This is a genomic window from Microbacterium sp. TPD7012 (assembly GCF_003075395.1).
Classification (GTDB): domain Bacteria; phylum Actinomycetota; class Actinomycetes; order Actinomycetales; family Microbacteriaceae; genus Microbacterium.
Genome location: NZ_QDFV01000004.1, coordinates 183,364 through 204,532, shown reverse-complemented (window position 1 = coordinate 204,532; position 21,169 = coordinate 183,364). Strand labels below are relative to the sequence as shown.

The 21,169-nt window shown below is 72.3% G+C and carries 18 protein-coding genes; 14 read left to right on the top strand and 4 right to left on the bottom strand.

Translation table 11 applies throughout. The annotated features are described in order from the left end of the window. Nucleotides 1-60 precede the first annotated feature (60 nt). The gene (locus tag DC434_RS12415) at nt 61-1,749 is read left to right on the top strand and encodes an ABC-F family ATP-binding cassette domain-containing protein (RefSeq protein WP_116635611.1); all 1,689 of its coding nucleotides are present in this window, start codon (nt 61-63) and stop codon (nt 1,747-1,749) included. Here DC434_RS12415 and DC434_RS12410 read toward each other — a convergent pair. Next, nucleotides 1,746-3,035: a PA2928 family protein gene (locus DC434_RS12410; protein WP_116635610.1), complete on the bottom strand. Its 1,290-nt coding sequence runs from the start codon at nt 3,033-3,035 to the stop codon at nt 1,746-1,748. The two genes, DC434_RS12415 and DC434_RS12410, sit on opposite strands and share 4 nt — an antisense overlap. A gap of 91 nt (nt 3,036-3,126) precedes the next feature. Between DC434_RS12410 and DC434_RS12405 the strand changes: the two genes are divergently transcribed. From DC434_RS12405 to DC434_RS12390, 4 genes are read left to right on the top strand one after another with little or no spacing between them, the layout of a single operon-like run. Beyond that, nucleotides 3,127-4,455 carry a hypothetical protein gene (locus tag DC434_RS12405; protein WP_133192802.1) on the top strand — a complete coding sequence of 443 codons (1,329 nt, stop codon included), beginning with the start codon at nt 3,127-3,129 and terminating at the stop codon, nt 4,453-4,455. Continuing rightward, entirely contained in the window at nt 4,452-5,516 is a 1,065-nt protein-coding gene (locus DC434_RS12400; protein ID WP_116635608.1) for a hypothetical protein, read from the top strand. The genes DC434_RS12405 and DC434_RS12400 overlap by 4 nt, the downstream gene beginning before the upstream one ends. Further along, a complete protein-coding gene (locus tag DC434_RS12395; RefSeq protein WP_116635607.1) occupies nt 5,513-7,195 on the top strand; it encodes a hypothetical protein in 1,683 nt (560 codons plus the stop codon). The genes DC434_RS12400 and DC434_RS12395 overlap by 4 nt, the downstream gene beginning before the upstream one ends. Then, nucleotides 7,192-8,517 (top strand): CHAT domain-containing protein, encoded by a 1,326-nt coding sequence (locus DC434_RS12390; protein ID WP_133192801.1) that lies wholly within the window; start codon nt 7,192-7,194, stop codon nt 8,515-8,517. Before DC434_RS12395 ends, DC434_RS12390 begins: the two co-directional genes overlap by 4 nt. 9 nt (nt 8,518-8,526) lie before the next feature. On the opposite strand, the gene DC434_RS12385 is transcribed toward DC434_RS12390, so the two are convergent. Beyond that, a complete protein-coding gene (locus tag DC434_RS12385; protein ID WP_116635605.1) occupies nt 8,527-8,937 on the bottom strand; it encodes a DUF6157 family protein in 411 nt (136 codons plus the stop codon). A gap of 88 nt (nt 8,938-9,025) precedes the next feature. On the opposite strand from DC434_RS12385, the gene DC434_RS12380 reads away from it, so the two are divergent. The 6 genes from DC434_RS12380 (at nt 9,026) to DC434_RS12355 (ending at nt 16,362) form a co-directional block, all read left to right on the top strand. Continuing rightward, nucleotides 9,026-13,669, top strand: coding sequence for an ATP-dependent helicase (locus tag DC434_RS12380; protein WP_116635604.1), 4,644 nt, complete (start codon nt 9,026-9,028; stop codon nt 13,667-13,669). A gap of 41 nt (nt 13,670-13,710) precedes the next feature. Then, the gene (locus DC434_RS12375; RefSeq protein WP_116635603.1) at nt 13,711-13,959 is read left to right on the top strand and encodes a type II toxin-antitoxin system prevent-host-death family antitoxin; all 249 of its coding nucleotides are present in this window, start codon (nt 13,711-13,713) and stop codon (nt 13,957-13,959) included. Continuing rightward, complete coding sequence (locus DC434_RS12370; RefSeq protein WP_116635602.1) at nt 13,956-14,222, top strand: Txe/YoeB family addiction module toxin; 267 nt, start codon at nt 13,956-13,958, stop codon at nt 14,220-14,222. Before DC434_RS12375 ends, DC434_RS12370 begins: the two co-directional genes overlap by 4 nt. 15 nt (nt 14,223-14,237) lie before the next feature. Beyond that, on the top strand, nt 14,238-15,077 hold the full coding sequence (locus tag DC434_RS12365; RefSeq protein WP_116635601.1) for an EI24 domain-containing protein: 840 nt from the start codon (nt 14,238-14,240) through the stop codon (nt 15,075-15,077). Further along, nucleotides 15,077-15,850, top strand: a complete 774-nt coding sequence (locus DC434_RS12360; RefSeq protein WP_116635600.1) for a DNA-formamidopyrimidine glycosylase family protein — start codon at nt 15,077-15,079, stop codon at nt 15,848-15,850. The genes DC434_RS12365 and DC434_RS12360 overlap by 1 nt, the downstream gene beginning before the upstream one ends. A gap of 104 nt (nt 15,851-15,954) precedes the next feature. Beyond that, a complete protein-coding gene (locus DC434_RS12355; RefSeq protein WP_116635599.1) occupies nt 15,955-16,362 on the top strand; it encodes a DapH/DapD/GlmU-related protein in 408 nt (135 codons plus the stop codon). A gap of 23 nt (nt 16,363-16,385) precedes the next feature. Here DC434_RS12355 and DC434_RS12350 read toward each other — a convergent pair whose 3' ends face one another. Both DC434_RS12350 and DC434_RS12345 read right to left on the bottom strand, forming a co-directional pair. Then, entirely contained in the window at nt 16,386-17,045 is a 660-nt protein-coding gene (locus tag DC434_RS12350) for a response regulator transcription factor (RefSeq protein WP_116635598.1), read from the bottom strand. Further along, nucleotides 17,038-18,327, bottom strand: coding sequence for an ATP-binding protein (locus DC434_RS12345; RefSeq protein ID WP_116635597.1), 1,290 nt, complete (start codon nt 18,325-18,327; stop codon nt 17,038-17,040). Before DC434_RS12345 ends, DC434_RS12350 begins: the two co-directional genes overlap by 8 nt. 114 nt (nt 18,328-18,441) lie before the next feature. Here DC434_RS12345 and DC434_RS12340 point away from each other — a divergent pair, with 114 nt between their 5' ends. From DC434_RS12340 to DC434_RS12330, 3 genes are read left to right on the top strand one after another with little or no spacing between them, the layout of a single operon-like run. Next, the gene (locus DC434_RS12340; protein WP_116635596.1) at nt 18,442-20,007 is read left to right on the top strand and encodes a PspC domain-containing protein; all 1,566 of its coding nucleotides are present in this window, start codon (nt 18,442-18,444) and stop codon (nt 20,005-20,007) included. After that, the gene (locus DC434_RS12335; RefSeq protein ID WP_243408917.1) at nt 20,004-20,342 is read left to right on the top strand and encodes a hypothetical protein; all 339 of its coding nucleotides are present in this window, start codon (nt 20,004-20,006) and stop codon (nt 20,340-20,342) included. Before DC434_RS12340 ends, DC434_RS12335 begins: the two co-directional genes overlap by 4 nt. Nucleotides 20,343-20,389: 47 nt before the next feature. Then, a complete protein-coding gene (locus DC434_RS12330; RefSeq protein ID WP_243408916.1) occupies nt 20,390-21,142 on the top strand; it encodes a LysR substrate-binding domain-containing protein in 753 nt (250 codons plus the stop codon). The last annotated feature ends 27 nt before the right edge of the window (nt 21,143-21,169 follow it).

The following is a 21,169-nucleotide window of genomic DNA, read 5'->3' as shown; positions in this document are numbered from 1 at the left end:
TCGCGGCTCGTGACCGAGGTCCGGCGTCAGTGCACCCTCGCACTCGACAGGAGACATCCCATGTCACAACCCACCCTTCACGCGTCGGTCACTCTCGACCGACTCACCTTCACCTGGCCGGACGGCTCGCACGCTCTCGACGGACTCTCGGGCGCCTTCGGCTCCGGGCGCACCGGTCTCGTCGGCCGCAACGGCGCCGGGAAGTCCACGCTGCTGCGCCTGATGGCCGGCGAACTCGAACCGACATCGGGCGTCGTCACGGCATCCGGCGATGTCGCGTACCTTCCGCAGCAGCTGACGCTCGACGTCGATCGCCGCGTCGCCGAGCTCCTCGGCGTGTCCGAGGCGCTCGACGCGGTGCGCGCGATCAGCACCGGTGACGTCGACCCGGCGCACTTCGACGCGGTCGGCGACGACTGGGACATCGAGGCGCGCGCCCAGGCGTCGCTCGCAGAGGCGGGCCTCGCCCCGGACTTCCTCGACCGCCGGGTCGGCGAGCTCTCGGGCGGCGAGGCCGTGCTGGTCGCGATCGCCGGCATCCGCCTGCGTCGTGCGCCGATCACGCTCCTCGACGAGCCGACCAACAATCTCGACCGCGACGCCAGGGCGAAGCTGGGCGCGATGGTGCAGGCCTGGAAGGGCACGCTCATCGTGGTCAGTCACGATCTGTCGCTGCTCGAGCTCATGGACGACACCGCCGAGCTGTACGCGCAGAGCCTGAGCGTCTTCGGAGGCCCGTACTCCGAATGGCGCGCCTGGCTGGATGCCGAGCAGGATGCCGCCAAGCAGGCCGAGGTCACCGCCGCGCAGGCGTTCCGCAAGGAGAAGCGCCAGCGCATCGAGGCCGAGGTGAAGCTCTCGCACCGCACCCGCACGGCGAAGAAGGCCGAGATCGAGAAGCGCGTCCCGAAGATCATCGCGCATGGCCGCAAGATGGCGGCCGAGGTGTCGGCGGGCAAGCTCCGCACCGAAGTCGGAGCGAAGGAGGAGGCTGCGCGCGCGACCCTCGACGAGGCCGGGCGCCGGGTGCGCTCGGACGCGTCGATGAAGATCGAACTGCCGGATCCGCAGGTCTCCCGGTCGCGGCGCATCGCGATGCTCGGCGACGAGGAGCGGGCGTGGGTGCTCCAGGGCCCCGAGCGCGTCGCCCTGATCGGGCGGAACGGGGCCGGCAAGACGACCCTGCTCGAACGTCTGGTCGCCGGTGCACCGCAAGTCGGCGTTCACGATTCAGCAAGAACTCGCGACGACGGCGCGGATCCGGCGATCCCGACCGAATCCGGCGCGTTCTTGCTGAATACGGAACGGCCGCCCCTCGTCGCCGAGGCCCTCACCGACCGCATCGGCTACCTGCCGCAGCGGATCGACGGCCTCGACGCGGACCGCTCGGTGTTCGAGAACATCGCGGCTGCCGCCCCGCAGGTGCCCGAGAAGGAGCTGCGGAACCGGCTCGCCCGGTTCCTCATCCGCGGTGCGACCGCCGAGCGCCCGGTATCGGCGCTCTCCGGCGGCGAGCGCTTCCGGGTCGCTCTGGCGAAGCTGCTGCTCTCGGACCCGCCGCCGCACCTCGTGGTGCTCGACGAGCCGACGAACAACCTCGACATCGATACGGTCGACCAGCTCGTCGAGGCCCTGCGGGCCTACCGCGGAGCCGTGCTCGTCGTCAGCCACGACGATGCGTTCCTGGCGCGGCTCGACCTGGATCTCACGCTCGAGATCCAGGCCGACGGCACGCTGAGCGAGGTCTAGCTCAGCGGAGACACCCACCACGGCACGACTCCCACGGCGACCTGTCGGAGCGTGCCGTCCTCCTGCAGCACGAAGAGGGTGTTCGGGTACCAGGAGTCGGGGGCGGCGGCGAGGACCGCCGTCGTCCCCGACGGTCCGGTGATCGCGCGCACGGCATCCGCACCCATCTCGACCGTGTCGACGAGCTGTCCCGTCGCGATGTCCACACTGCTGAGCAGCCTCTTGTCGGCGTTCACCGATTCCCGATGCTGCACGAGTACGAACCCGGTGCCGGATGCCGCAGGGGCCGGGATCGACTCCCCGGTCAGTCGGCTCGCCGCCTCGAGGAGAGCCTCGATGTCGTCGGGATCGACCCCGGTGAAGTCGCCCTCCAGGAACTGGCCGGTGTCGAGCATCACGCCGGGACGCGGCTCCGCACCCGTCTCGGGGAGGATCTCCGCGTCGACCAGTTCGGTGCGGCGGACGAGCTGCTCATCGGACGACGTGATCACCAGGGCGTCGCGATCCACCGCCGCGGAGAGCGGCTCGATCGCGAAGGTCGTGCCGTCGGGGGCGATGGCCGTGTCGACGAAGCGCGTGAGCGCGCTGGTGTCCAGGAACGCCGAAGCGCTCAGCGTGCCCTGCCAGCGGCTCGCCACCGCGGCATCCGCCGGCTGCGCATCCAGCGCGCCGACAGGGATCTGCACGAATCCCCCCGAAGCGGTGAGTGCCACCACGGCGTTCGCCTCGGCGTCGTAGCCGTAGGCCGAGGCGGAGAGCACCGCGTCGGCGCCGAGCCCGGAGATGCCGGTGCCCTGCGCCTCGATCGCCCCTGTCGCCGCGTCGAGGATCACAAGGCCCTCGTCGGTGCCGATGTAGACCCGCGACGAGTCGCCGGCCAAGGCGACCGCCTCGCTCGCGAGCTCCTCGTTCAGCCGCTGGTCCCACAGGGCCTCGCCGTCGGAGAGCCGGATCGCAGTCGCCCGCGTCTGGAAGATGGACTCGAACAGGCCGGGACGGGAGGAGTCGGCGTAGACCACGACGGCCACGTCCTGCTCGTCGATGCTGAGGACGGCGGACCCCGGCAGGATCTCGACATCGCGGGTCGGCGGCGTGGAGATCCAGGCGACCAGGGCGATCGTGCCTCCGACGAGGACCGGCGCCAGGAAGAAGCCGAGGAACCGCAGCCGGATGCGCCGGCGCACCTTCCGCGGGTCCCGCGGCCCTCGCGTCGGCAGCGACGTCGACTGCAGCGGCAGGACCGTGGTGCCGTTGAGCACATATCCTCGCGACTCGTTGGTGTTCATGTCGCCAGGATGCCGTGGCGCGCGGGATCTCCCGATCACGGGTTCTCCGTCGTGCGCGCCCGAGCGGACCCTCTCTCTATAGGCTGGCGACATGAGTGCGCCTGCCGAGCTCACACCTGTGAGCGCCGACGTCGATGCGGTGGTCGCGCTGTATCCGCGGGCCCAGGTGATCGCGCAGGCATGGCAGGAGCTGGGCGACGGCGTCGCCCCGTTCAGCAACGGCTCCGGGCGCCCGCTGGCGCGCACGATGAAGCTCATCCTCGACCCGCTGGTGATCCGCCCCGTGCAGAATCCCGGTCTCGCGGGCGGCACGCTGACCGCCGAGGCCGCCGACGAGCTCCGGGACCGCATCCGCGCCGCGCGCGTCGAGCTGGCGGCGGCGTCCGCCTGGTTCCTGGAGCTCAAGGCCGCGCGGCGGCGGTTGCGCATCACCGAGGGCAATCCGCAGGAGAAGTACTTCCAGCGGTGCTACGAACTCGCCCGCAACGCCGGGGCCCCGAGTCACGATGCGGATGCCGTGGCCCGCGAGGTCGTGTCGGAGATCGCGCAGGCGTCCGGCGACTCGCTGCTCGCGCAGGTGCGGCAGCTGCTGCGCGACGGGGACGAGACCCCGCGGCTGGTCGCCGAGCTCGCCGACGCCTGGGCATCGCGTCCGACTCCCGGGGCGCACCCGGTCGCGCTCGACGCGATCGCGCGAGCTCTCGACGCCTGCACCGGCGACGGACCCGACGCGGACTTCGCCGCGCTGATCGAGGCGGATGCCGGGACAGCGGCCGCGTCCGCGCTCGACGGCGACGGCGCGGCCCGGGCGCTGGGACTGACGCGGAACCCCGCGCCGCTGCTGCCCTCTCTCGGCGGGACGGCCTCGAAGCGCGATCTGCCGCTCCCGTTCGACCGGTCGATCTTCGAGCGGCTGTTCGCCGCCCTGTCCGGCGGTGCCGCCCCTGAGCTGGCCGTCGACGCCCGCGGACTCGTCGAAGAGGAGATCCTCCGGTCGGCACGCGCGTGGGAGCTCGGCGAGGAGGAGAGCCGCGTGGCGATGGTGCTCGGCGTCGAGGCGAGTCGTGCTCTCGAGGCGGCCGAGGTGATCGACGCGCAGCGTCTCACCGCCGCGCACCGCCGGCTCGCCGCGCGCTGGCGGCGTGAAGCCTATGTACGGCGGGCGCTGCGGCTGCCGATCGAGTTCAGCGGGGTGCCGGCATCCGTCGTCGCCGACGTCCGCGACGTGCGCCGCGGCTATCTGCGGCGGCTCTGGGTGCGCCTGCACGGACGGGAGCTGCGCGATCAGGCGATCGCGGCGGATGATCTGTGGGATCTGCTCGACGGCGTGCTCCGCTCGGTCGTGATGGATCAGCGTCAGCGGCTGAAGGTCGCGATGGGCCGCGGAGCTGTCGGGGCCATCGGATCGGAGGCGGCGTGAGCACGCTGATCCGGGTGCGCGACGGGGTCGCGCACCTCTCGTCCGGAGTCTCCGGGGTAGAGGATCCCTCGTTCCTGACGGCGATCGTCGAGGGCGCCGGCGCACTGCTGCACTGGGACGCGACCGCGGGGGCGAACTGGCCGGATGCCGACATCGACGACATCGCGGCGGCGAGCGGATGGCTCGCCGACGTCTACGGTCCGGCGGTCGCCGCTGCCGCGTCGTCGGAATCGGACGCGGCCGTCGAGATCGCGGACGCCGATCCCGGCATCGTCGAGGCCGTGCTCCGGCTCGGGCACCTGGCATGGGCGCGCGCGTGGTGGCCGGCGGGCGCACGGATCCCCGCCCTCGACCCCGCACTGCTCGCGGCGGAGATCGCGCTGACGAGCCACCTCGTCTCGCATCTTCTCGACGACGAGGATGCCGTCGAGCACGCCCTGCGAGATGCGGCCGATGCCGCCTCCCGGCTCGCGGCGCTCCCACTCGCCCTCGCTCCCGACGGCGCGGCCGTATCGGCGGAACTCGCCGAACTGGCCGACGACCACGGCATCGCCCTCCTGCCCGTCACGACCGCCCGGGAGGAATGGGCGCTCGCGGCGGGTGGTGCAGGGCCCGCCTCGGCCGGGATCGAGCTCGCGACGGGTGCGGATGCCGTGCGCTGGGCCGACGTCCCCGCCCAGTCCGTCGACGCCGAGGGCGAGGCGCGCTGGTGGCTGCGGCAGCACGACGGACGCATGACGCTGCGCGTCGAGGTCCCGGCGGTCGACGCCGATGTCGCGGCGACGACGCTCGCGGCGCGGTTCGGACCGTCGGATTCCGCGGTCGATCTCGCTCTCGAACGCGTCGGCGACCGGTTCTCCGGAGAGACCGATGTGCCGGCATCCGTCGCCTTCCTCCCCGCCGGCGAACGCACCCTCTGGGTCCACGATCCGGTGCTGGCGCCGTCGCCGGGAGCGCCGGAGACCGCCGAGGCTCGCGACACCGTGATCCGGTTCGCCGCCGATCGCCTCGAGTCTCCGAGCACGTCGCTCGCGGAGCGCAGCGCAGGGGCGAGCCGGTGAGCGACGAGGAGGCCCGGCCACCGAGCGCGATCCGCGGACGCATTCCGGCGACGGCCCGCTGGAAGAGCGGGCGCGACATCAACAACGCGGCCGCGATGCTGCTGCACGAGGGGCGCGTCGACGAAGGGGCCGCGAAGCTGCGCGAGGCGGTGGCGCTCACACGGGTGGACGACATCGACGGCGAGGGGCTCGATCTCCGCGCGCGAGCACTGTTGAATCTGGCCTCGGCCCACGAGTTCGGCGGGGACCTCGACGGCGCCCTCCGCCTCACCGACGAGGGGCTCGACGCGGCCGCGCAGGCCATCGCCCTCATCGGCGACGAGCGTGCGACCCGCACGGTGCAGATCAACGGGATGCTGTCGCGCGCACAGACCCTGACGCTCATGGATCGCCTCGACGAGGCACTCGACGGCATCGCCGATGCCGAGGCCCGGCTCGACGACCCTGCCGACGACGAAGTCGACCAGCACGACCTGCTCGCCTTCGCGGTGCACAACGCCCGCACCGCGGCGCTGATCATGACCGGCCGCCTGCAGGAGGCCGAGGACGAGGCGAAGCGCGGCCTGGCCATCGCCGTGACGGTCGGCCCCGAGCTCTCCGGACACGCGTACGCCAACCTCGGCGTGATCGCCCAGCGCACCGGCGACGATGCCGCCGCGCGCGAGTATCTGCAGCTCGCGCAGCACGCCCAGGAGCTCGGCGGTGATGCCACCGGCCGACAGCTCGCGATCGAGAACCTCGCGCGGGAGGCGATGCAGGCGGGCAGGCACCGCGAGGCGGAGGACGGATTCCGGAAGGCGGCCGAGCTCGCCGGGCGTATCGGCCTGAAGACGCGGCTCGCCGCCAGCCGCACGGGGCTCGCCGCCGTGCAGCTGCAGGCCGGCCGTGCGGGCGCCGCCGCCAAGACCCTGCGCGTCCTGCTGAACGACCTCGGGCAGGATGCCGCGGTGCACGAGCGACTCGAGGCACAGGCGTTCCTGGGCGACGCGGAGTCGGCGCGGCACCGGTACCCGGCGGCGGACGACGCCTACCGGGCGGCCCTCGACCTCACCCGTTCCGCGAGCGAGCGCGCGCGGGTGAATCTGCGCCGCGCCGAGATGCACGCCGAATGGGCCGCCATGTCGATCACCTCGCGGTCTCGGATGCTGCGCCTGGAGAAGGCGCGCGATCTGGCCGTCCCCGTGCTGCTCGTCACCGAAGCGCTCCGCGACGGCTTCGCCCCCGGGGGCACGCGCGAGCGCTGGAGCCTGCAGGTCGCGGCGCCCGCACGCGAGCTGGCGTTCCGGCTGGCGCGCACGCTCGGAGACGCCGCGCTGCTGTTCGAGCTCGTGGAGAACGCGGCCGCCGCCGTCACGCTGCAGGCGGTCGCCGAGACCGCCGACACCGCGCCCTCCACCGGCGCGCTGCTGCCCTTCCGGATTTCTGAGCCCCCGTCCGAACCCGACGCGCCTTCCGACGCGCTGCCTTCCGACGACCTCGACCAGCTGCCCGCCGCGGCCGCCGGGCTGGCAGGCGGGCTGGCGGGCGGCGCGTCGGCGACGGCATCCGTCCGGTTCGCGCCACCGCCGCGCGTCGTCGCGATGCCGGGGGCAGCCCCCGTGCTCGCTGCCTGGATCGACACGGCAGAGGCCGAGTACGGCATGACCCTGCGATCGACGACGGTGGTGGCGACGTGGTGAGCGGGGGCAACTGGCGCGACATCCCGCAGCTGGGCGCCCCGCTGCCGATGACCCGGACCGACGGCGACGCCGTGCTGACCGACCTGCCGCCCGGCGTCCGTCCGACCGCCCGGCTGCGCTACATCGACGCCGACGACCTGCTCGTGAGTTGGGTGTGGGAGCACCAGCGCAGCTCGCCGCGCATGACGATCATCCCGCGCGCGCACGTCGCACCGGTCATGGACGAGCTCGCGCAGGCGCTTCCCTCCCCTCTGCCGGGCGAGAGCGGGCTTCAGGCGCTGCAGCGCGCACTCACGGATGGTGCGCTGCTCGATCCCGAGCGCGAGCAGTCCCTCGCGGCCCAGCTCGCCTCTGTGCTGGTCCCGTCGTGGCTGAGCGCCGAGCTGAACACGCTCGCACAGGCCGGGCTCCGACCGCTCCTGCGGGTGCAGCTGTCGCCGTCGACCGCGCAGGTGCCGTGGGAGCTGATGGGCATCTCGGGCGGCGAACGCGGCATCGACCTGGCCGATGTCTCGGTGCTGCTGCCGGCGACGCTGCGCAATGATCCCGCGCGCACGATATCGCCGTGGTCCCCCTCGTCGCCCGTGGCTGCTGTGCTGGACCCCGTGGTGCCCGGGTTCTCCGCGACCGGAGAGCTGGGGAGCGTGCTGGGTCCCGTGTCCGAGGGGTCGCCGCTCGCGAGGGCGATCACCGACCTCGGACCCCGACGGGTGCCGTTCGGCGAGACGTTCCGCCGGGCGGACATCGGTCGTCTCGCCCTCGCGGATGCGGTGGTCGATGCGGGGAGACTCCTCTATGTCGGGCACGTCACCGCGTCGACGCACGCCCTGGACGCGCGGCTGCATCTGTCGGACGGGGCAGATGCCCCGGGCACCACCCCGCTCATCGGAGCGCATCGGCCGTACTCCGCCGCCGAGATCGCGCTGGGCGGAGCAGGTCTCGCACCCCTCCGCGCACCGAACCGGGTGGCCCTGATCGCGTGCGACTCCGGCACGGACCTGCGCTTCGCCGAGCCCACCGGACTCGTGGCCGCCTTCCTGCACAGCGGCGCGGAGTACGTGACCGCCACGCGATGGACGCTGCCCACGGAGGCGGGGCTGCGCCGTCTCGTGCCGGGTCTCGGCGAGCGCGCCGAGGGGATGCTGACCGAGGCGATCGTCGCCGTGAACGCGGCGCACGAGCAGGACGACCCGATCAGTGCGCTCGGAGCCTGGCAGCGAGAGCGGCGTGAACTCTGGACCTCGACCGGCGACCCTCGTCACTCGCCGATCATCTGGGCCGCGTTCGCGACCGCGTGGGCCCCGGCACCGGCACTGCTCTGACGGCAGGTCTCACACACGTCTCGATCTCATCGCCTTCGTGTGGGCGAGCGCGGGGTCGGCGGCGAGCAGCTCGTATTGCTCGGATTCGCGCGGCACGAGCGCCACGCGACCTTCGGCGTCATGATGGATGCCCCAGCCGTAGCGCTTGCCGAGGGGCGAGGAGCGCAGACACGGCTGCCCCTTCGAGAAGAACTCCTCGCGTGCCGCGGCGTCGTCGACGGCGATGCCCCGCCGGAATGCATGCGTCTCGAAGATCACGTCGTCGGAGGTGCGACTGTAGGGCTGTTCCACGATCAGGCGATGATGCAGGGCGGCGATCGACGGCGACTCCGCCAGCGGCGGCTCTTCCGCGTGGTCGGTGGGGCAGTCCTCTGCGACCTCGATGAAGGTCTCGCGATAGTTCGTCGTGTGCGTCACCATGGCCTCAGCATCGCGCACAGGTCGGACATCCGTCGAGTGCGCCGTCAATCCCCGCCCCGATGTCGGTGGTCTCGGGGAAGATGGACGGATGGGGGATGTGCTCGAGCGCTTCACTCCGGCCACGCAGGACTGGTTCCGGGGTGCGTTTCCCGCGCCCACGCCGGCCCAGGCCGGCGCGTGGGACGCGATCTCCGCCGGCAAGCACGCGCTCGTGGTCGCTCCGACCGGTTCGGGAAAGACCCTGTCGGCCTTCCTCTGGGCGATCGACAGCGTGTTCCGCGAGCACATGGCCCCTTCGACAGGCTCAGGGACGCAGGGGAAGCCGTCGAAGTCGGAGAAGCTCTCCAAGCCAGAGAAGCTCAAGAAGGATGCCGCGCGCACCCGCATCCTCTACATCTCGCCATTGAAGGCCCTCGGCGTCGATGTCGAGCGCAACCTCCGCTCCCCACTCATCGGCATCGGCCAGTCGGCCAGACGCCTCGGGCTGCCCGCGCCGTCGGTCACGGTCGGCGTCCGGTCGGGTGACACCACCTCGAGCGATCGACGCAAGCTCGTCTCCGACCCGCCCGACATCCTCATCACGACCCCCGAGTCGCTGTATCTGATGCTCACCAGTCGCGCCGGCGAGACTCTGCGCGACGTGCACACCGTGATCATCGACGAGGTGCACGCGGTCGCGGCGACCAAGCGCGGTGCGCACCTCGCGGTGAGCCTGGAGCGCCTCGACGCCCTGCGCGCCTCGCACGGCAACGCGACCGCGGCGCAGCGCATCGGCCTGTCCGCGACCGTGCGCCCGATCGACGAGGTCGCCCGATTCCTCGGGGGTTCGGCTCCCGTCGACATCGTCGCCCCTCCGGCGTCGAAGACCTTCGAGCTCTCGGTGGTCGTGCCGATGGACGACATGACCAATCCCCCGCCGCCGCCGGGCCCTTCGACAAGCTCAGGGACCCCGCCCGCGGAAGACGCGGAATACACCGAGGTGACGGGTTCCGTCTGGCCGCACGTCGAAGAGGCGATCGTCGACCGCATCCTGCAGAACAACTCGACGATCGTGTTCTCGAACTCCCGGCGTCTGGCCGAGCGGCTGACCGGCCGCCTCAACGAGATCTACTCCGAGCGCATCGGGGCCGCGCTGCCTGCCGCCACCGTCCCCGCCGCGATGATGGCGCAGGCGGGCGCGACCGCGGGCGCCGATCCGGTGCTCGCCAAGGCGCACCACGGCTCGGTCTCGAAGGAGCAGCGGGCCCAGGTCGAAGAGGAGCTGAAGTCAGGCGTGCTCCGCTGCGTCGTCGCGACGAGCAGCCTCGAGCTCGGCATCGACATGGGCGCGGTCGACCTCGTGATCCAGGTCGAGGCACCGCCGTCCGCGGCATCCGGTCTGCAGCGCGTCGGGCGTGCGGGCCACCAGGTCGGCGAGATCAGTCGCGCGGCCCTGTTCCCCAAGCATCGCGGCGACGTGCTGCACACCGCGATCGTGACCGAGCGGATGCTCGCGGGCCGGATCGAGGCGATCCAGGTGCCGCGCAATCCGCTCGACATCCTCGCCCAGCAGACCGTCGCGGCGAGCGCGCTGGGCGCGATCAGCGTCGAGGAGTGGTTCGAGACGGTCCGCCGCTCGGCGCCCTTCCAGTCGCTGCCGCGCTCGGCGTACGAGGCGACGCTCGACCTGCTCGCGGGTCGGTTCCCCTCTGACGAGTTCGCCGAGCTCCGCCCGCGGCTGGTCTGGGACCGCGATGCCGGCACCCTCACCGGGCGTCCGGGCGCGCAGCGGATCGCGGTGACCAGCGGCGGCACGATCCCCGACCGCGGGCTCTTCGGCGTCTTCGTCGCGGGCGAGGGCGCCGGCCGCCGCGTCGGCGAGCTCGACGAGGAGATGGTCTACGAGTCGCGGGTCGGCGACGTCTTCACGCTCGGCACCACCAGCTGGCGGATCGCCGAGATCACGCACGACCGCGTCAACGTGATCCCGGCATACGGGCAGCCCGGCAAGGTGCCGTTCTGGCACGGCGACGGCATCGGGCGCCCGTTCGAGCTCGGCGAGGCCCTGGGCAAGTTCTCTCGCGAGGTCGCGGCGGCGACCCCCGAGAAGGCGGCGCAGCGCCTCATCGAGGCGGGCCTCGACGAGCAGGCGCGCACCAACCTCATGGCCCACCTCACCGAGCAGCGAGAGGCTACCGGCACCCTGCCGACCGATCGCACCCTCACGGTCGAGCGCGGGCACGACGAGGTCGGCGACTGGCGTGTGATCCTGCACTCGCCGTACGGCATGAAGGTGCACGCGCCCTGGGCTCTGGCGATCAACGCCCGCATGCGCGAGCGCCTCGGCGTCGAGGGTTCGGCGGTCGCGAGCGACGACGGCATCATCGTGCGCATCCCGGACGCCGAGGCCGAGCCGCCGGGCGCCGAGCTGTTCGTGTTCGACCCCGACGAGCTCGAGGTCCTCGTCACGCAGGAGGTCGGCGGTTCCGCACTGTTCGCCTCGCGCTTCCGCGAGTGCGCGGCACGCGCCCTGCTCATGCCCCGCACGAACCCGAACCGCCGCAGTCCGCTCTGGCAGCAGCGCCAGCGCTCGGCGCAGCTGCTCGAGGTCGCCCGGCGTCATCCCACGTTCCCGGTCATCCTCGAGACGCTCCGCGAGGTGCTGCAGGACGTGTACGACCTCCCGTCGCTGCGCAGACTCGCGACCTCGATCGCCGACCGCCGCATCCGCCTGGTCGAGACGCAGCCCGGCCAGCCCTCGCCGTATGCCCGCGACCTGCTGTTCGGGTACGTCGGCGCCTTCATGTACGAGGGCGACTCGCCGCTCGCCGAACGCCGCGCCGCCGCGCTCTCGGTCGACCCGGCTCTGCTGGGCGAGCTGCTCGGCACGGTCGAGCTGCGCGAGCTCCTCGACCCCGACGTCATCGCGCAGTTCGAGCGCGAGGCTCAGCGGCTCGACCCGGAGCGGCGCGCCCGCGGCCTCGAGGGCGTCGCCGATCTGCTGCGCATGCTCGGCCCGCTCGATGCCGACGAGGTCGCCGCGCGCCTCGATCCGGAGACGGTCAGCTCCTCGGCATCCGCTCTTCTCGATGAGCTGATCACCACCCGCCGCGCGATTCCCGTGACGATCGGCGGAGTGAGCCGTGTCGCGGCGATCGAAGACGCCGGGCGCCTCCGCGACGCGCTCGGCGCCGCGCTTCCCACGGGCATCCCGGTCGCCTTCCTCGAGCCGCTCGCCGATCCGCTCGGCGACCTCGTCGCCCGGCATGCCCGCACCCACGGCCCCTTCACGACGGATGCCGTCGCCACCCGCTTCGGCATCGGCGCGGCCGTCGCCCGACACACCCTCCAGCGTCTCGAGAACGCCGGTCGGCTCACGAGCGGGTACTTCCTTCCCGAGGCCGCCGGTTCCGGGTCCGACATCGAGTGGTGCGACACCGAGGTGCTGCGGCGCCTGCGCATGCGGTCGCTCGCGGCGATCCGCGGATCGGTCGAGCCGGTCTCCCCCGAGGCGTACGCGCGCTTCCTGCCTGACTGGCAGCACCTGGGGCGTCCGCTCGAGGGCCTCGACGGGGTGCTCACGGTGATCGAGCAGTTCGCCGGCGTCCCGATCCCGGCGAGCGCCTGGGAGTCCCTGGTGCTCCCGTCGCGCGTCCGCGACTACTCCCCCACCATGCTCGACGAGCTGACGACGGCCGGCGAGGTGATCTGGTCGGGCCACGGCACGCTGCCCGGTCGCGATGGCTGGGTCTCTCTGCACCCGGCTGATCTCGCGCCGTTCACGCTTCCCGAGCCGGATGCCGAGATCGCGACCGATTCGCTGGAGGCGCGCGTCCTCGCCGCGCTCCAGGCGGGCGGCGCGTACTTCGCGAGCCAGTTGAAGGAGATGGCCTCCGCCGAGAACGAGCAGTCCGTGCTCGAGGCCCTGTGGAACCTCACCTGGTCGGGGCACGTCACGAACGACACGTTCGCACCGATCCGCTCGTTGCTCGCCGGCGGTTCGCAGGCGCACAAGGTCACCCGCCGCGCCCCCCGGGCCCGCGCCTACCGGGGCATGTCGCTCACCCGCACCGCCCCGCGGCCCGCATCGATCGGCGGACGCTGGTCGGTGCTGCCCACGATCGAGACGGATGCCGCCCGTCGCGCGACCGTCACCGCAGGACTGCTCCTCGACCGCTACGGCGTTGTCACGCGGGGCGCCGTGCAATCCGAGGGTGTTCCCGGCGGATTCGCCCAGGCGTACCGCGTGCTCGCGGGCTTCGAGGAGGCCGGGCACTGCCGTCGCGGCTATGTGATCGAGCGGCTGGGCGCGGCGCAGTTCGCGGCATCCGCCACGGTCGATCGACTGCGCACCTACGCCGGGCTCGCCGATCCGCCTCCGCGCGCCGCCGTGACCCTGGCTGCGACCGACCCGGCCAACCCGTACGGCGCCGCGCTCGGGTGGCCCAAGCGCGACGAGGTGTCGCATCGCCCCGGGCGCAAGGCCGGCGGTCTCGTCGTCCTCGTCGACGGAGCGCTCGTGCTCTACCTCGAGCGCGGCGGCCGCACCGTGCTCTCGTTCAGCGACGACGGCGCCGTGCTGCGCGCGGCGGCGTCCGACCTCGCGGCGACGGCGCGGGCCCGCCGGCTCGACACGCTCACCGTGGAGAAGATCGACGGCGAGGGCGTCTACGGGACCGAGCTCGCCCTCGCCCTGCAGGAGGCCGGCTTCGTGGCGACGCCACGCGGCTACACCCTTCGCAAGGCCGTCTGAACGTTGGAGTGGTACCATATATGGTACGAGAAGGGACCGATATGGCCATCACCACCAGCGAAGCACGACGAGACCTCTTCGGGCTCATCGAGCGCGTGAACCTCGATCACTCCGAGGTGGAGATCACGTCGCGCCGGGGCTCTGCCGTCCTCATGTCGAAGGCCGAGTACGACTCGCTCATCGAGACCACGCACCTCCTCCGGTCCCCCGCGAATGCGAACCGCCTCCTGTCCGCCCTCGCGGCCGCCCGGGCGGGCGACGTCGCGGAGCACGAACTTTCCGAGGCATGAGTCAGCGACTCCTCGTCTGGACCGCCGAGGGCCGGGAGGACTACGTCTACTGGCAGACGCAGGATCGACGCTCTCTCAAGCGCATCAACATGCTCATCGCGGACGTGCTCCGAGACGATCCGTTCGACGGAGTCGGCAAGCCCGAGCCGCTGAAGCACGTCCTGGCAGGGGCCTGGTCGCGGCGTGTAGACGAGACGAACCGCCTCGTCTACACCGCGACGGATCACCACGTCACGATCCTGCAAGCCCGCTACCACTACTGACCTACGCTGAGAGCCATGATCCGAGAGTTCGCCGCCGGCATCCGCACCCTGCTCCGCGGGTTCGGCCTGTGGCGCACTCGCCCTGGACTGATGAACCTCGGTCTGATCCCCGCGATCATCACGATCGTCGTCCTGGGAGCGGTGCTGATCCCCCTGGCCCTCAACATGACCTCGATCGCGGCCTGGATCACGCCCTTCGCCGAGGAGTGGCCGGCGCCGTGGAAGGGCCTGGTCCGCGGTGCGGTCGGGTTCGTGGTCGTCGTCGCGGCGCTCGCGCTGTCGAGCGCCGTGTTCACCGCGCTGACCCTGACGATCGGCGACCCGTTCTATCAGCGCATCTGGCACGCGGTCGAGGTCGAGCTCGGCGATGCCCCGCCGGAGGACGGCGGGGGCTTCTGGACCACCGTGGCGGAAGGTCTGCAGCTGGTGGTGCTGGGCATCCTGATCGCGATCCTCGTGCTGCTCATCGGCCTCATCCCTGCCGTCGGCGGATTCCTGGGCCCGGTGGCCGGTGTGGTCCTCACCGGGCGGCTTCTCGCGCGCGAGCTCACCGGCCGCGCCTTCGATGCCCGCGACCTCTCCCCCGCCGATCGCGCGACCCTGTTCTCGGGGAGCCGTGCCCGGGTGCTCGGGTTCGGCGTCGCCACCCAGCTCTGCTTCCTCATCCCCGGCGGTGCCGTCGTCGTGATGCCGGTGGCTGTCGCCGGGAGCACGATGCTCGCGCGCGACATGCTCGCCCGGACCGCCCTTCCCTCGGGCCATTCGACAATCTCGGGCCCCCAGGTCCCGGGCTCAGGGCCCCAGGTCCCGGGCTCAGGCACCCACGCGCTCCCGGACACGCCCGGAGCCTCCTGATGCCCGAGGGCGACACCGTCTTCCGCACGGCGCGGCGCCTCGACGACGCGCTGGCCGGGGGCGAGGTCACGCGCTTCGACCTCCGGGTGCCGCGCTTCGCGACCCTCGACCTCACCGGTCAGCCGGTCCATGGCGCGGCCTCGCGCGGCAAGCATCTGCTGCTCCGCATCGGCGACAGCACGCTCCATTCCCATCTGCGCATGGACGGCGCCTGGTTCGTCTACCGTCCGGGCGAGAAGTGGCGTCATCCGGCGTTCAAGGTGAGGGCCATCGTCGGGACGGCCAAGCGCGAAGCCGTCGGCGTGGACATCGCCGAGATCGAGGTCGTGCCGACCCGCGACGAGGCTGAGCTCGTCGGATATCTGGGACCCGATCCGCTCGCCGACGACTGGGACATGGCCGAGGCCGTCCGCCGCCTGGGCGCTGACACGCGCAGCATCCACGTCGCCCTCCTCGACCAGCGCAACGTCGCGGGGTTCGGGAACGAGTACGCGGCGGAGCTCCTGTTCCTGCGAGGAATCCTTCCGACGACCCCGACACCGGAGGTCGACGTCGCCGCCCTCCTCTCGCTCGGCGTCCGCACCATCCGCGCCAATCGCGATCGCCCTTCCCGCACGTTCACCGGCATCGACCGCCCGGGCCAGGCCGCGTGGGTGTACGGACGCTCCGGCCGCCCCTGCCGACGCTGCGGAACGAGGGTCCTGCGCGGCGAGCTCGGCGCCGATCCGACCCGCGAGCGCGTCACGTTCTGGTGCCCGTTCTGCCAGCGCTGACGCGGTTCTCCGACCCCGCCGACACACATCCATCCGCGGGAATGAATCCGCGCGTCCTGTGGTTGTTGATATATCCGGGGAAACTCCGGAACACGGGAGGAATCGTGGGCAAGAACTACGTCGACATCGAGAACGACCAGGGAGCGACGCTGCGGTACCGCAAGCACGCCAACGGTCGCGGTCTCGTCGCGCATGGAGCCAAGGTGCACCCGAAGGCGCACGTCGAAGCCGGCGCGTACATCGAACCGGGCGCGCGCATCGGCGCCGGAGCGACCATCGCTCGCGGCGCGTGGATCGAACCGGATGCCGTGATCGGCGAGGGTGCGCACATCGAGGCGCACGCGCACATCGGTCAGGGTGCCGCCGTCGGCGACAACGCGTACGTCGGTGTCCGCACCGAGGTCGGACCCGGAGCGCGCATCGTCCGCGGCGCACGCATCGGCGACGACGAGACGGTCGCCGCCGGACTCACCGTCGCCACGACGTCGAAGGGCCTCTGGCTCGCCGCCTGAACGCGCGGAGGCATCGCCGACCCTCAGAGCAGGCGACGCTCCGACGCCCACACGGTGAGCTCGTGCCGTGACGAGAGCTGCAGCTTGCGCAGCACCGACGACACGTGGGTCTCGACCGTCTTGATCGAGATGAAGAGCTCCGAGGCGACCTCCTTGTAGGCGTAGCCGCGAGCGATCAGCCGCATGACCTCCTGCTCGCGCGCAGAGAGGCGGTCGAGCTCGTCGGTCGCGGTGGCGATCTCTCCGGCGACCGCGCCGAAGGCGTCGAGGACGAAACCCGCGAGCCTCGGCGAGAACACCGCATCGCCGCCGGCCACGGCGTGCACGGCGCGGCTCACCTCGGCACCGGACGACCCCTTGGTGATGTATCCGCGGGCCCCGGCCCGGATCACCCGCACCACGTCGGCGGCGGCATCCGACACGCTCAGCGCGAGGAACCGGGACGCCACCGGCATCGACCCTCGGATGACGGACTCCCCGCCCGTGGAGTCGTCGCCGCCTCCGCCGGGCAGATGCACGTCGAGCAGCACGACGTCGGGCTGCGTCTCGCGGATCACCGCGATCGCCGACGGCACGTCGGCGGCCTCCCCGACCACGTCGACGGTCGCGTCGAGATCGGCGCGGAGGCCGGAACGGAAGATCGAATGGTCGTCGACGATCACGATCCGGATGCTGTCAGCCACGGTCGCCCTCCTCTTCGCGGCGACTCTGCGCCGTCGGCTCGTCCTGCGGCGGGCCCGCCGGGTACGGGGCCGCTGAGCCGCGCGGCGCCGTCGTGATGCGCAGATGCACCTCGGTGCCGTTCTCGTCGCTGCGCAGGGTGCCGGAGCCGCCGGCACGCCGCATGCGCCCGATGATCGACTCGCGCACACCCAGCCGGTCGCTCGGCACGTCGTCGAGCCGGAATCCGGTGCCCCGATCGCGGACGAACACGTCCACGCCGGTCGCGCTGCCCTCGATGTACACCGAGATCTCGCCCTCGGCATGCCGCGCGGCGTTCAGCATCGCCTCGCGTGCCGCGGCGGCGAGCTCGCCGCTCGCGCGCTCCGTGGACAACCCGGCCGACACCACGTCGATCCGCACCGGGTAGTCGAGCTCCAGTCCCCCGGCGTAGTCGCGCAGGTCGGTCGCCAGGTCGCTGTCGGCGGGGGCGTCGCCGTCGTACAGCCAGGCGCGCAGCTCGCGCTCCTGCGCTCTCGCCAGACGCGCCGCCTCGCTCGACGCGCCGGCCCTGTTCTGGATCAGCGCGAGGGTCTGCAGCACGGAGTCGTGCAGATGCGCGGCCATCTCGCTGCGCTGCTCCTCGCGGATGCGTCGGACCCGCTCCCCCGCGAGCTCACGCCAGCGCGGGATCAGCGTCGACGAGATGACGGCGAGGAGTCCGGCGAGCGGGATCAGCACGAGCGCGACCCCGCTGCTGCCCACGGGGCTCGTGAGGAGCAGGCCGAACAGCAGCGCGAGGAGCAGGGCCGAGAGGATCCGCAGCGTCATCGTGTGCCGCGGACCGCGGGCCGTATCGGTCCGGTCGATCAGGGTCGCCCAGAGACCGGCGCCGGTCGCGAGGGCCACGGTGGCGAACACGACGACGGCGGCGGCGTCCGACGGGACGGCTCCGTCGATCCCGCCGACGCGGGCCTGCCAGAACACGACGATGAGCGTGCCCACGACCGCCGGCGCGAGCAGCAGCCAGGCCACCGGCATCCGTCTCGACGGCGATTCCTCGCCCTCCGCCCACGGCGCGAACGTCCAGCACCAGGCGTAGAGGAGGATGCCCGCGCCGCCGCACACCGCGAGAGCGAGGAAGAGCGCGCGCACCATCCAGACGCGCACGCCGAGGTGACGGGCGAGACCGGCGCTCACACCGGAGACCAGGCAGTCGCGGTCGCGCGTCAGCGCGGGTCGGGGCGCGCGTTCGGACGCCGCGACGCGGGAGGGTCGCGCGGAGGCGGGCGCCGAAGAGGACATGTCGACATCCAATCATCCGGGCCGGTCATCCGGGGCGTCCCCCGGCCAGAATCAGGGGTCGCTCAGGGGTTCACCCCATGGCAGGGAGGGAGTCTCCACCGTCAGGATCGAATCATGACGATTCCGACTGCGCCTCCGCCCCCCGCCGACCACGCCGATCCCGGCGCAGGCTCCCCGGGTCCGGTCGCCCCGCAGGGTGCCGAGCGCTTCCTCCTGTGGGTCGCCGGTCTCGGCGTCGCCCGCTCCGACGGATGGCTCGGCGGAGTCGCCGCAGGCATCGCAGCGCGGCTGCGCATCGACCCGCTCATCGTGCGCGGCGTGCTCGTGGTCGCGGCGCTCTTCGGCCTGCCCGTGATCTTCCTCTACGCCGTGGCCTGGGCCCTGCTGCCCGATGTCGACGGACGGGTCCACGCCCGCGACCTGCTCCGGCAGGACTACCAGCCGGTGCAGCTCGGCATCCTGGGGATGGCGATCGTCGGACTCATCCCGACGGCGCCGCTCACCGGCCGGCTGTTCGGGTTCGGCTACGAGAGCTGGTCGGCGCTCGCGCTGTTCGGCTGGATCGTCGGCCTCGTCGTCGTGGGCGGCCTGCTCTTCCTGATCGTGCGTGCTGCGAGCCGCACCCCGGGTGCTTCCGCGCCTGATCTGCCGATGGCTTCCGCAGATCAGGCGGCCCCGGCCGCGTCCGCCCCCCTCGTCGGTTCGGGTACCGCCGAGGGGGCGGACGCCACTTCCGCACCCGCTTCTGCACCCACCTCCGCACCCGCACAGCCGTTCGACGGCGTCGGAGAGGTTCCCCCCGCACCCCCGGCGCCCCTGCCTGCCGGCGTCCAGGACCCCGCCGACGTCGCCGCGTGGCGCGTGCAGCACACGGCGTGGAAGGAGCAGGACCAGGCCTGGCGCCGCCGCCAGCAGGATGCCGAGCGCGCCGCCCGAGACCAGCTCCGCCGCGAGCGCCAGGCCGAGGCCGCGGTGTTCGCCGTGGAGGCCGCCGAGAGGCGCCGGATCCGCCGCGCCTCGAACCCTCGCGCGGGCTTCGCGATCGTCGCATCCGTGATCGGCCTCGCGATCGTGACCGGTGCCGTCGTCGGGCTCTGGAGCGGCGCAGACGGCTCGGGCGGCGCGCTCGGCCTGCTGTCCGCGGCCCTGGTGCTCGCGCTCGGGATGATCGTGGCCGGCGCGTTCCGTCGGCGGAGCGGCTTCCTCGCCTTCACGACCGTGCTCACGCTCGCGGGCGGGCTCGTCGCCGGCGGCTTCTCCGCCTTCCAGGACGTGACGCTCGGCTGGGCATCGATCTCCAACAACGAGGCCGCTCACGTGCGGCAACCGTTCGGAGAGCTCTCCATCACCCTGAACAGGCACGATGGCGCGCCCCGACCGATCGTGGTCGAGAAGGGCACCGGCAGCACCTGGATCTCGGTCGATCCCGGCGTGCAGCTCGATCTGCGTGCCATGCTCGGGACCGCCGACGTGAGCTGGGTCCGCGTGGAGGCCGACACCGGCATGATCATCGACAGCGGCATCTGGACCGGCACGGAGCGCGGCGGCGAATCGGTCGTCTCCGAGGTCATCGGCGCGGAGAACGCCACGACGACCACCGTGCAGCGCGTGACCATCGCGCAGACCAGCGGCGAGATCAACATCACCGTCATCGAACCCGAGGAAGAGGACCAGCGATGAGCATCCCGACGACGACCCCCGCGACGACCGTCGCATCCGCTCTCCCCGCCGAGACGCCGACGCTGCCGCGCACGCGCTGGGCGGCCATCATCTGGGGGCTCCTGTTCGCCGCCGTGTCGGCGATCTCGCTCTGGCTGATCGCCGACGACGACCGCCGAGCGGGCATCTCCGACTGGGCGCTGTCTCTCACGCCCGTCACGATCACGACCCTCCTGATCCTGACGATCGGGGTGCTCCTGCTCGTCGCGGGCGCGTCGGCCCTGCTCCGCCGGGTGCAGCGCGGGAACGCGGCCCGCGGCGAGCAGCATCCGCTCGGCCACGTTCCCGCCGAGTAGGCGCCTGCCCGCCGGGGTCGTCCGCCCCGGCGGGTACCCTGGACCCCATGGCGAAGCATGCACGACGACCCGGACGCGGAACCGGCAAGCCGACCCCCGTGCGTCGGAACAAGGCCGCTCCCGCCGAGCGCTTCCCGCCCCCGAAGCCTCCGCGCAAGACCGCGAGGACCGATCAGAAGGTCGTCTTCGACGCCCCCGCATCCGACTCCGAGGAGCCGCGCACCTTCCGGCTCGGTGTCGTCCCGGGCGCGACGCCGGGCAGGTGGGTCGACGCGTGGAAGCAGCGGATGCCGCGCGTGCCGCTCGAACTCGTCCCGATCGACGTCGCCGGACAGCGTGCCGCGATCGACGAGCTCGACGCCGCCCTCGTACGGCTCCCGCTCACCGACCCGTCCCTGCACATCATCACGCTGTACGACGAGATCCCGGTCGTGGTCGCCGCCGCCGATTCGCACCTCATGGCCGTCGACGAGCTCACCGCGACCGACCTGGAGGGCGAGGTCGTCATCGGCCTGACCGACGACGTGCTCGGCCCGCTCGATCTGCCGGGCACCGTCCCGGCCGCATTCGCGCCGCTGCCGACGCATGAGGCGATCGCCACCGCGGCATCCGGGGTCGGCATCCTGATCGTGCCGATGTCGCTGGCCCGGATGCACCGCCGCAAGGACGCCGACCACCGGCGTCTGGTCGACGGGCCGACGTCGACCGTGGCCCTGGTCTGGCCCCGCGAGCGCACGACGCCCGACGTCGACACCTTCGTCGGAATCGTGCGCGGTCGCACCGCGAACTCCTCCCGGTGACGACACGGGCGGTCGCGTCCCCGCACG

What these genes read in the sequence shown, in the direction of transcription:
- DC434_RS12410 (WP_116635610.1), bottom strand. Translation starts at nt 3,035, where the DNA reads ATGAACACCAACGAGTCGCGAGGATATGTGCTCAACGGCACCACGGTC.
- DC434_RS12345 (WP_116635597.1), bottom strand. Translation starts at nt 18,327, where the DNA reads ATGTCCTCTTCGGCGCCCGCCTCCGCGCGACCCTCCCGCGTCGCGGCG.
- DC434_RS12330 (WP_243408916.1), top strand. Translation starts at nt 20,390, where the DNA reads ATGGCGAAGCATGCACGACGACCCGGACGCGGAACCGGCAAGCCGACC.
- DC434_RS12360 (WP_116635600.1), top strand. Translation starts at nt 15,077, where the DNA reads ATGCCCGAGGGCGACACCGTCTTCCGCACGGCGCGGCGCCTCGACGAC.
- DC434_RS12415 (WP_116635611.1), top strand. Translation starts at nt 61, where the DNA reads ATGTCACAACCCACCCTTCACGCGTCGGTCACTCTCGACCGACTCACC.
- DC434_RS12380 (WP_116635604.1), top strand. Translation starts at nt 9,026, where the DNA reads ATGGGGGATGTGCTCGAGCGCTTCACTCCGGCCACGCAGGACTGGTTC.
- DC434_RS12335 (WP_243408917.1), top strand. Translation starts at nt 20,004, where the DNA reads ATGAGCATCCCGACGACGACCCCCGCGACGACCGTCGCATCCGCTCTC.
- DC434_RS12385 (WP_116635605.1), bottom strand. Translation starts at nt 8,937, where the DNA reads ATGGTGACGCACACGACGAACTATCGCGAGACCTTCATCGAGGTCGCA.
- DC434_RS12405 (WP_133192802.1), top strand. Translation starts at nt 3,127, where the DNA reads ATGAGTGCGCCTGCCGAGCTCACACCTGTGAGCGCCGACGTCGATGCG.
- DC434_RS12340 (WP_116635596.1), top strand. Translation starts at nt 18,442, where the DNA reads ATGACGATTCCGACTGCGCCTCCGCCCCCCGCCGACCACGCCGATCCC.
- DC434_RS12375 (WP_116635603.1), top strand. Translation starts at nt 13,711, where the DNA reads ATGGCCATCACCACCAGCGAAGCACGACGAGACCTCTTCGGGCTCATC.
- DC434_RS12365 (WP_116635601.1), top strand. Translation starts at nt 14,238, where the DNA reads ATGATCCGAGAGTTCGCCGCCGGCATCCGCACCCTGCTCCGCGGGTTC.
- DC434_RS12370 (WP_116635602.1), top strand. Translation starts at nt 13,956, where the DNA reads ATGAGTCAGCGACTCCTCGTCTGGACCGCCGAGGGCCGGGAGGACTAC.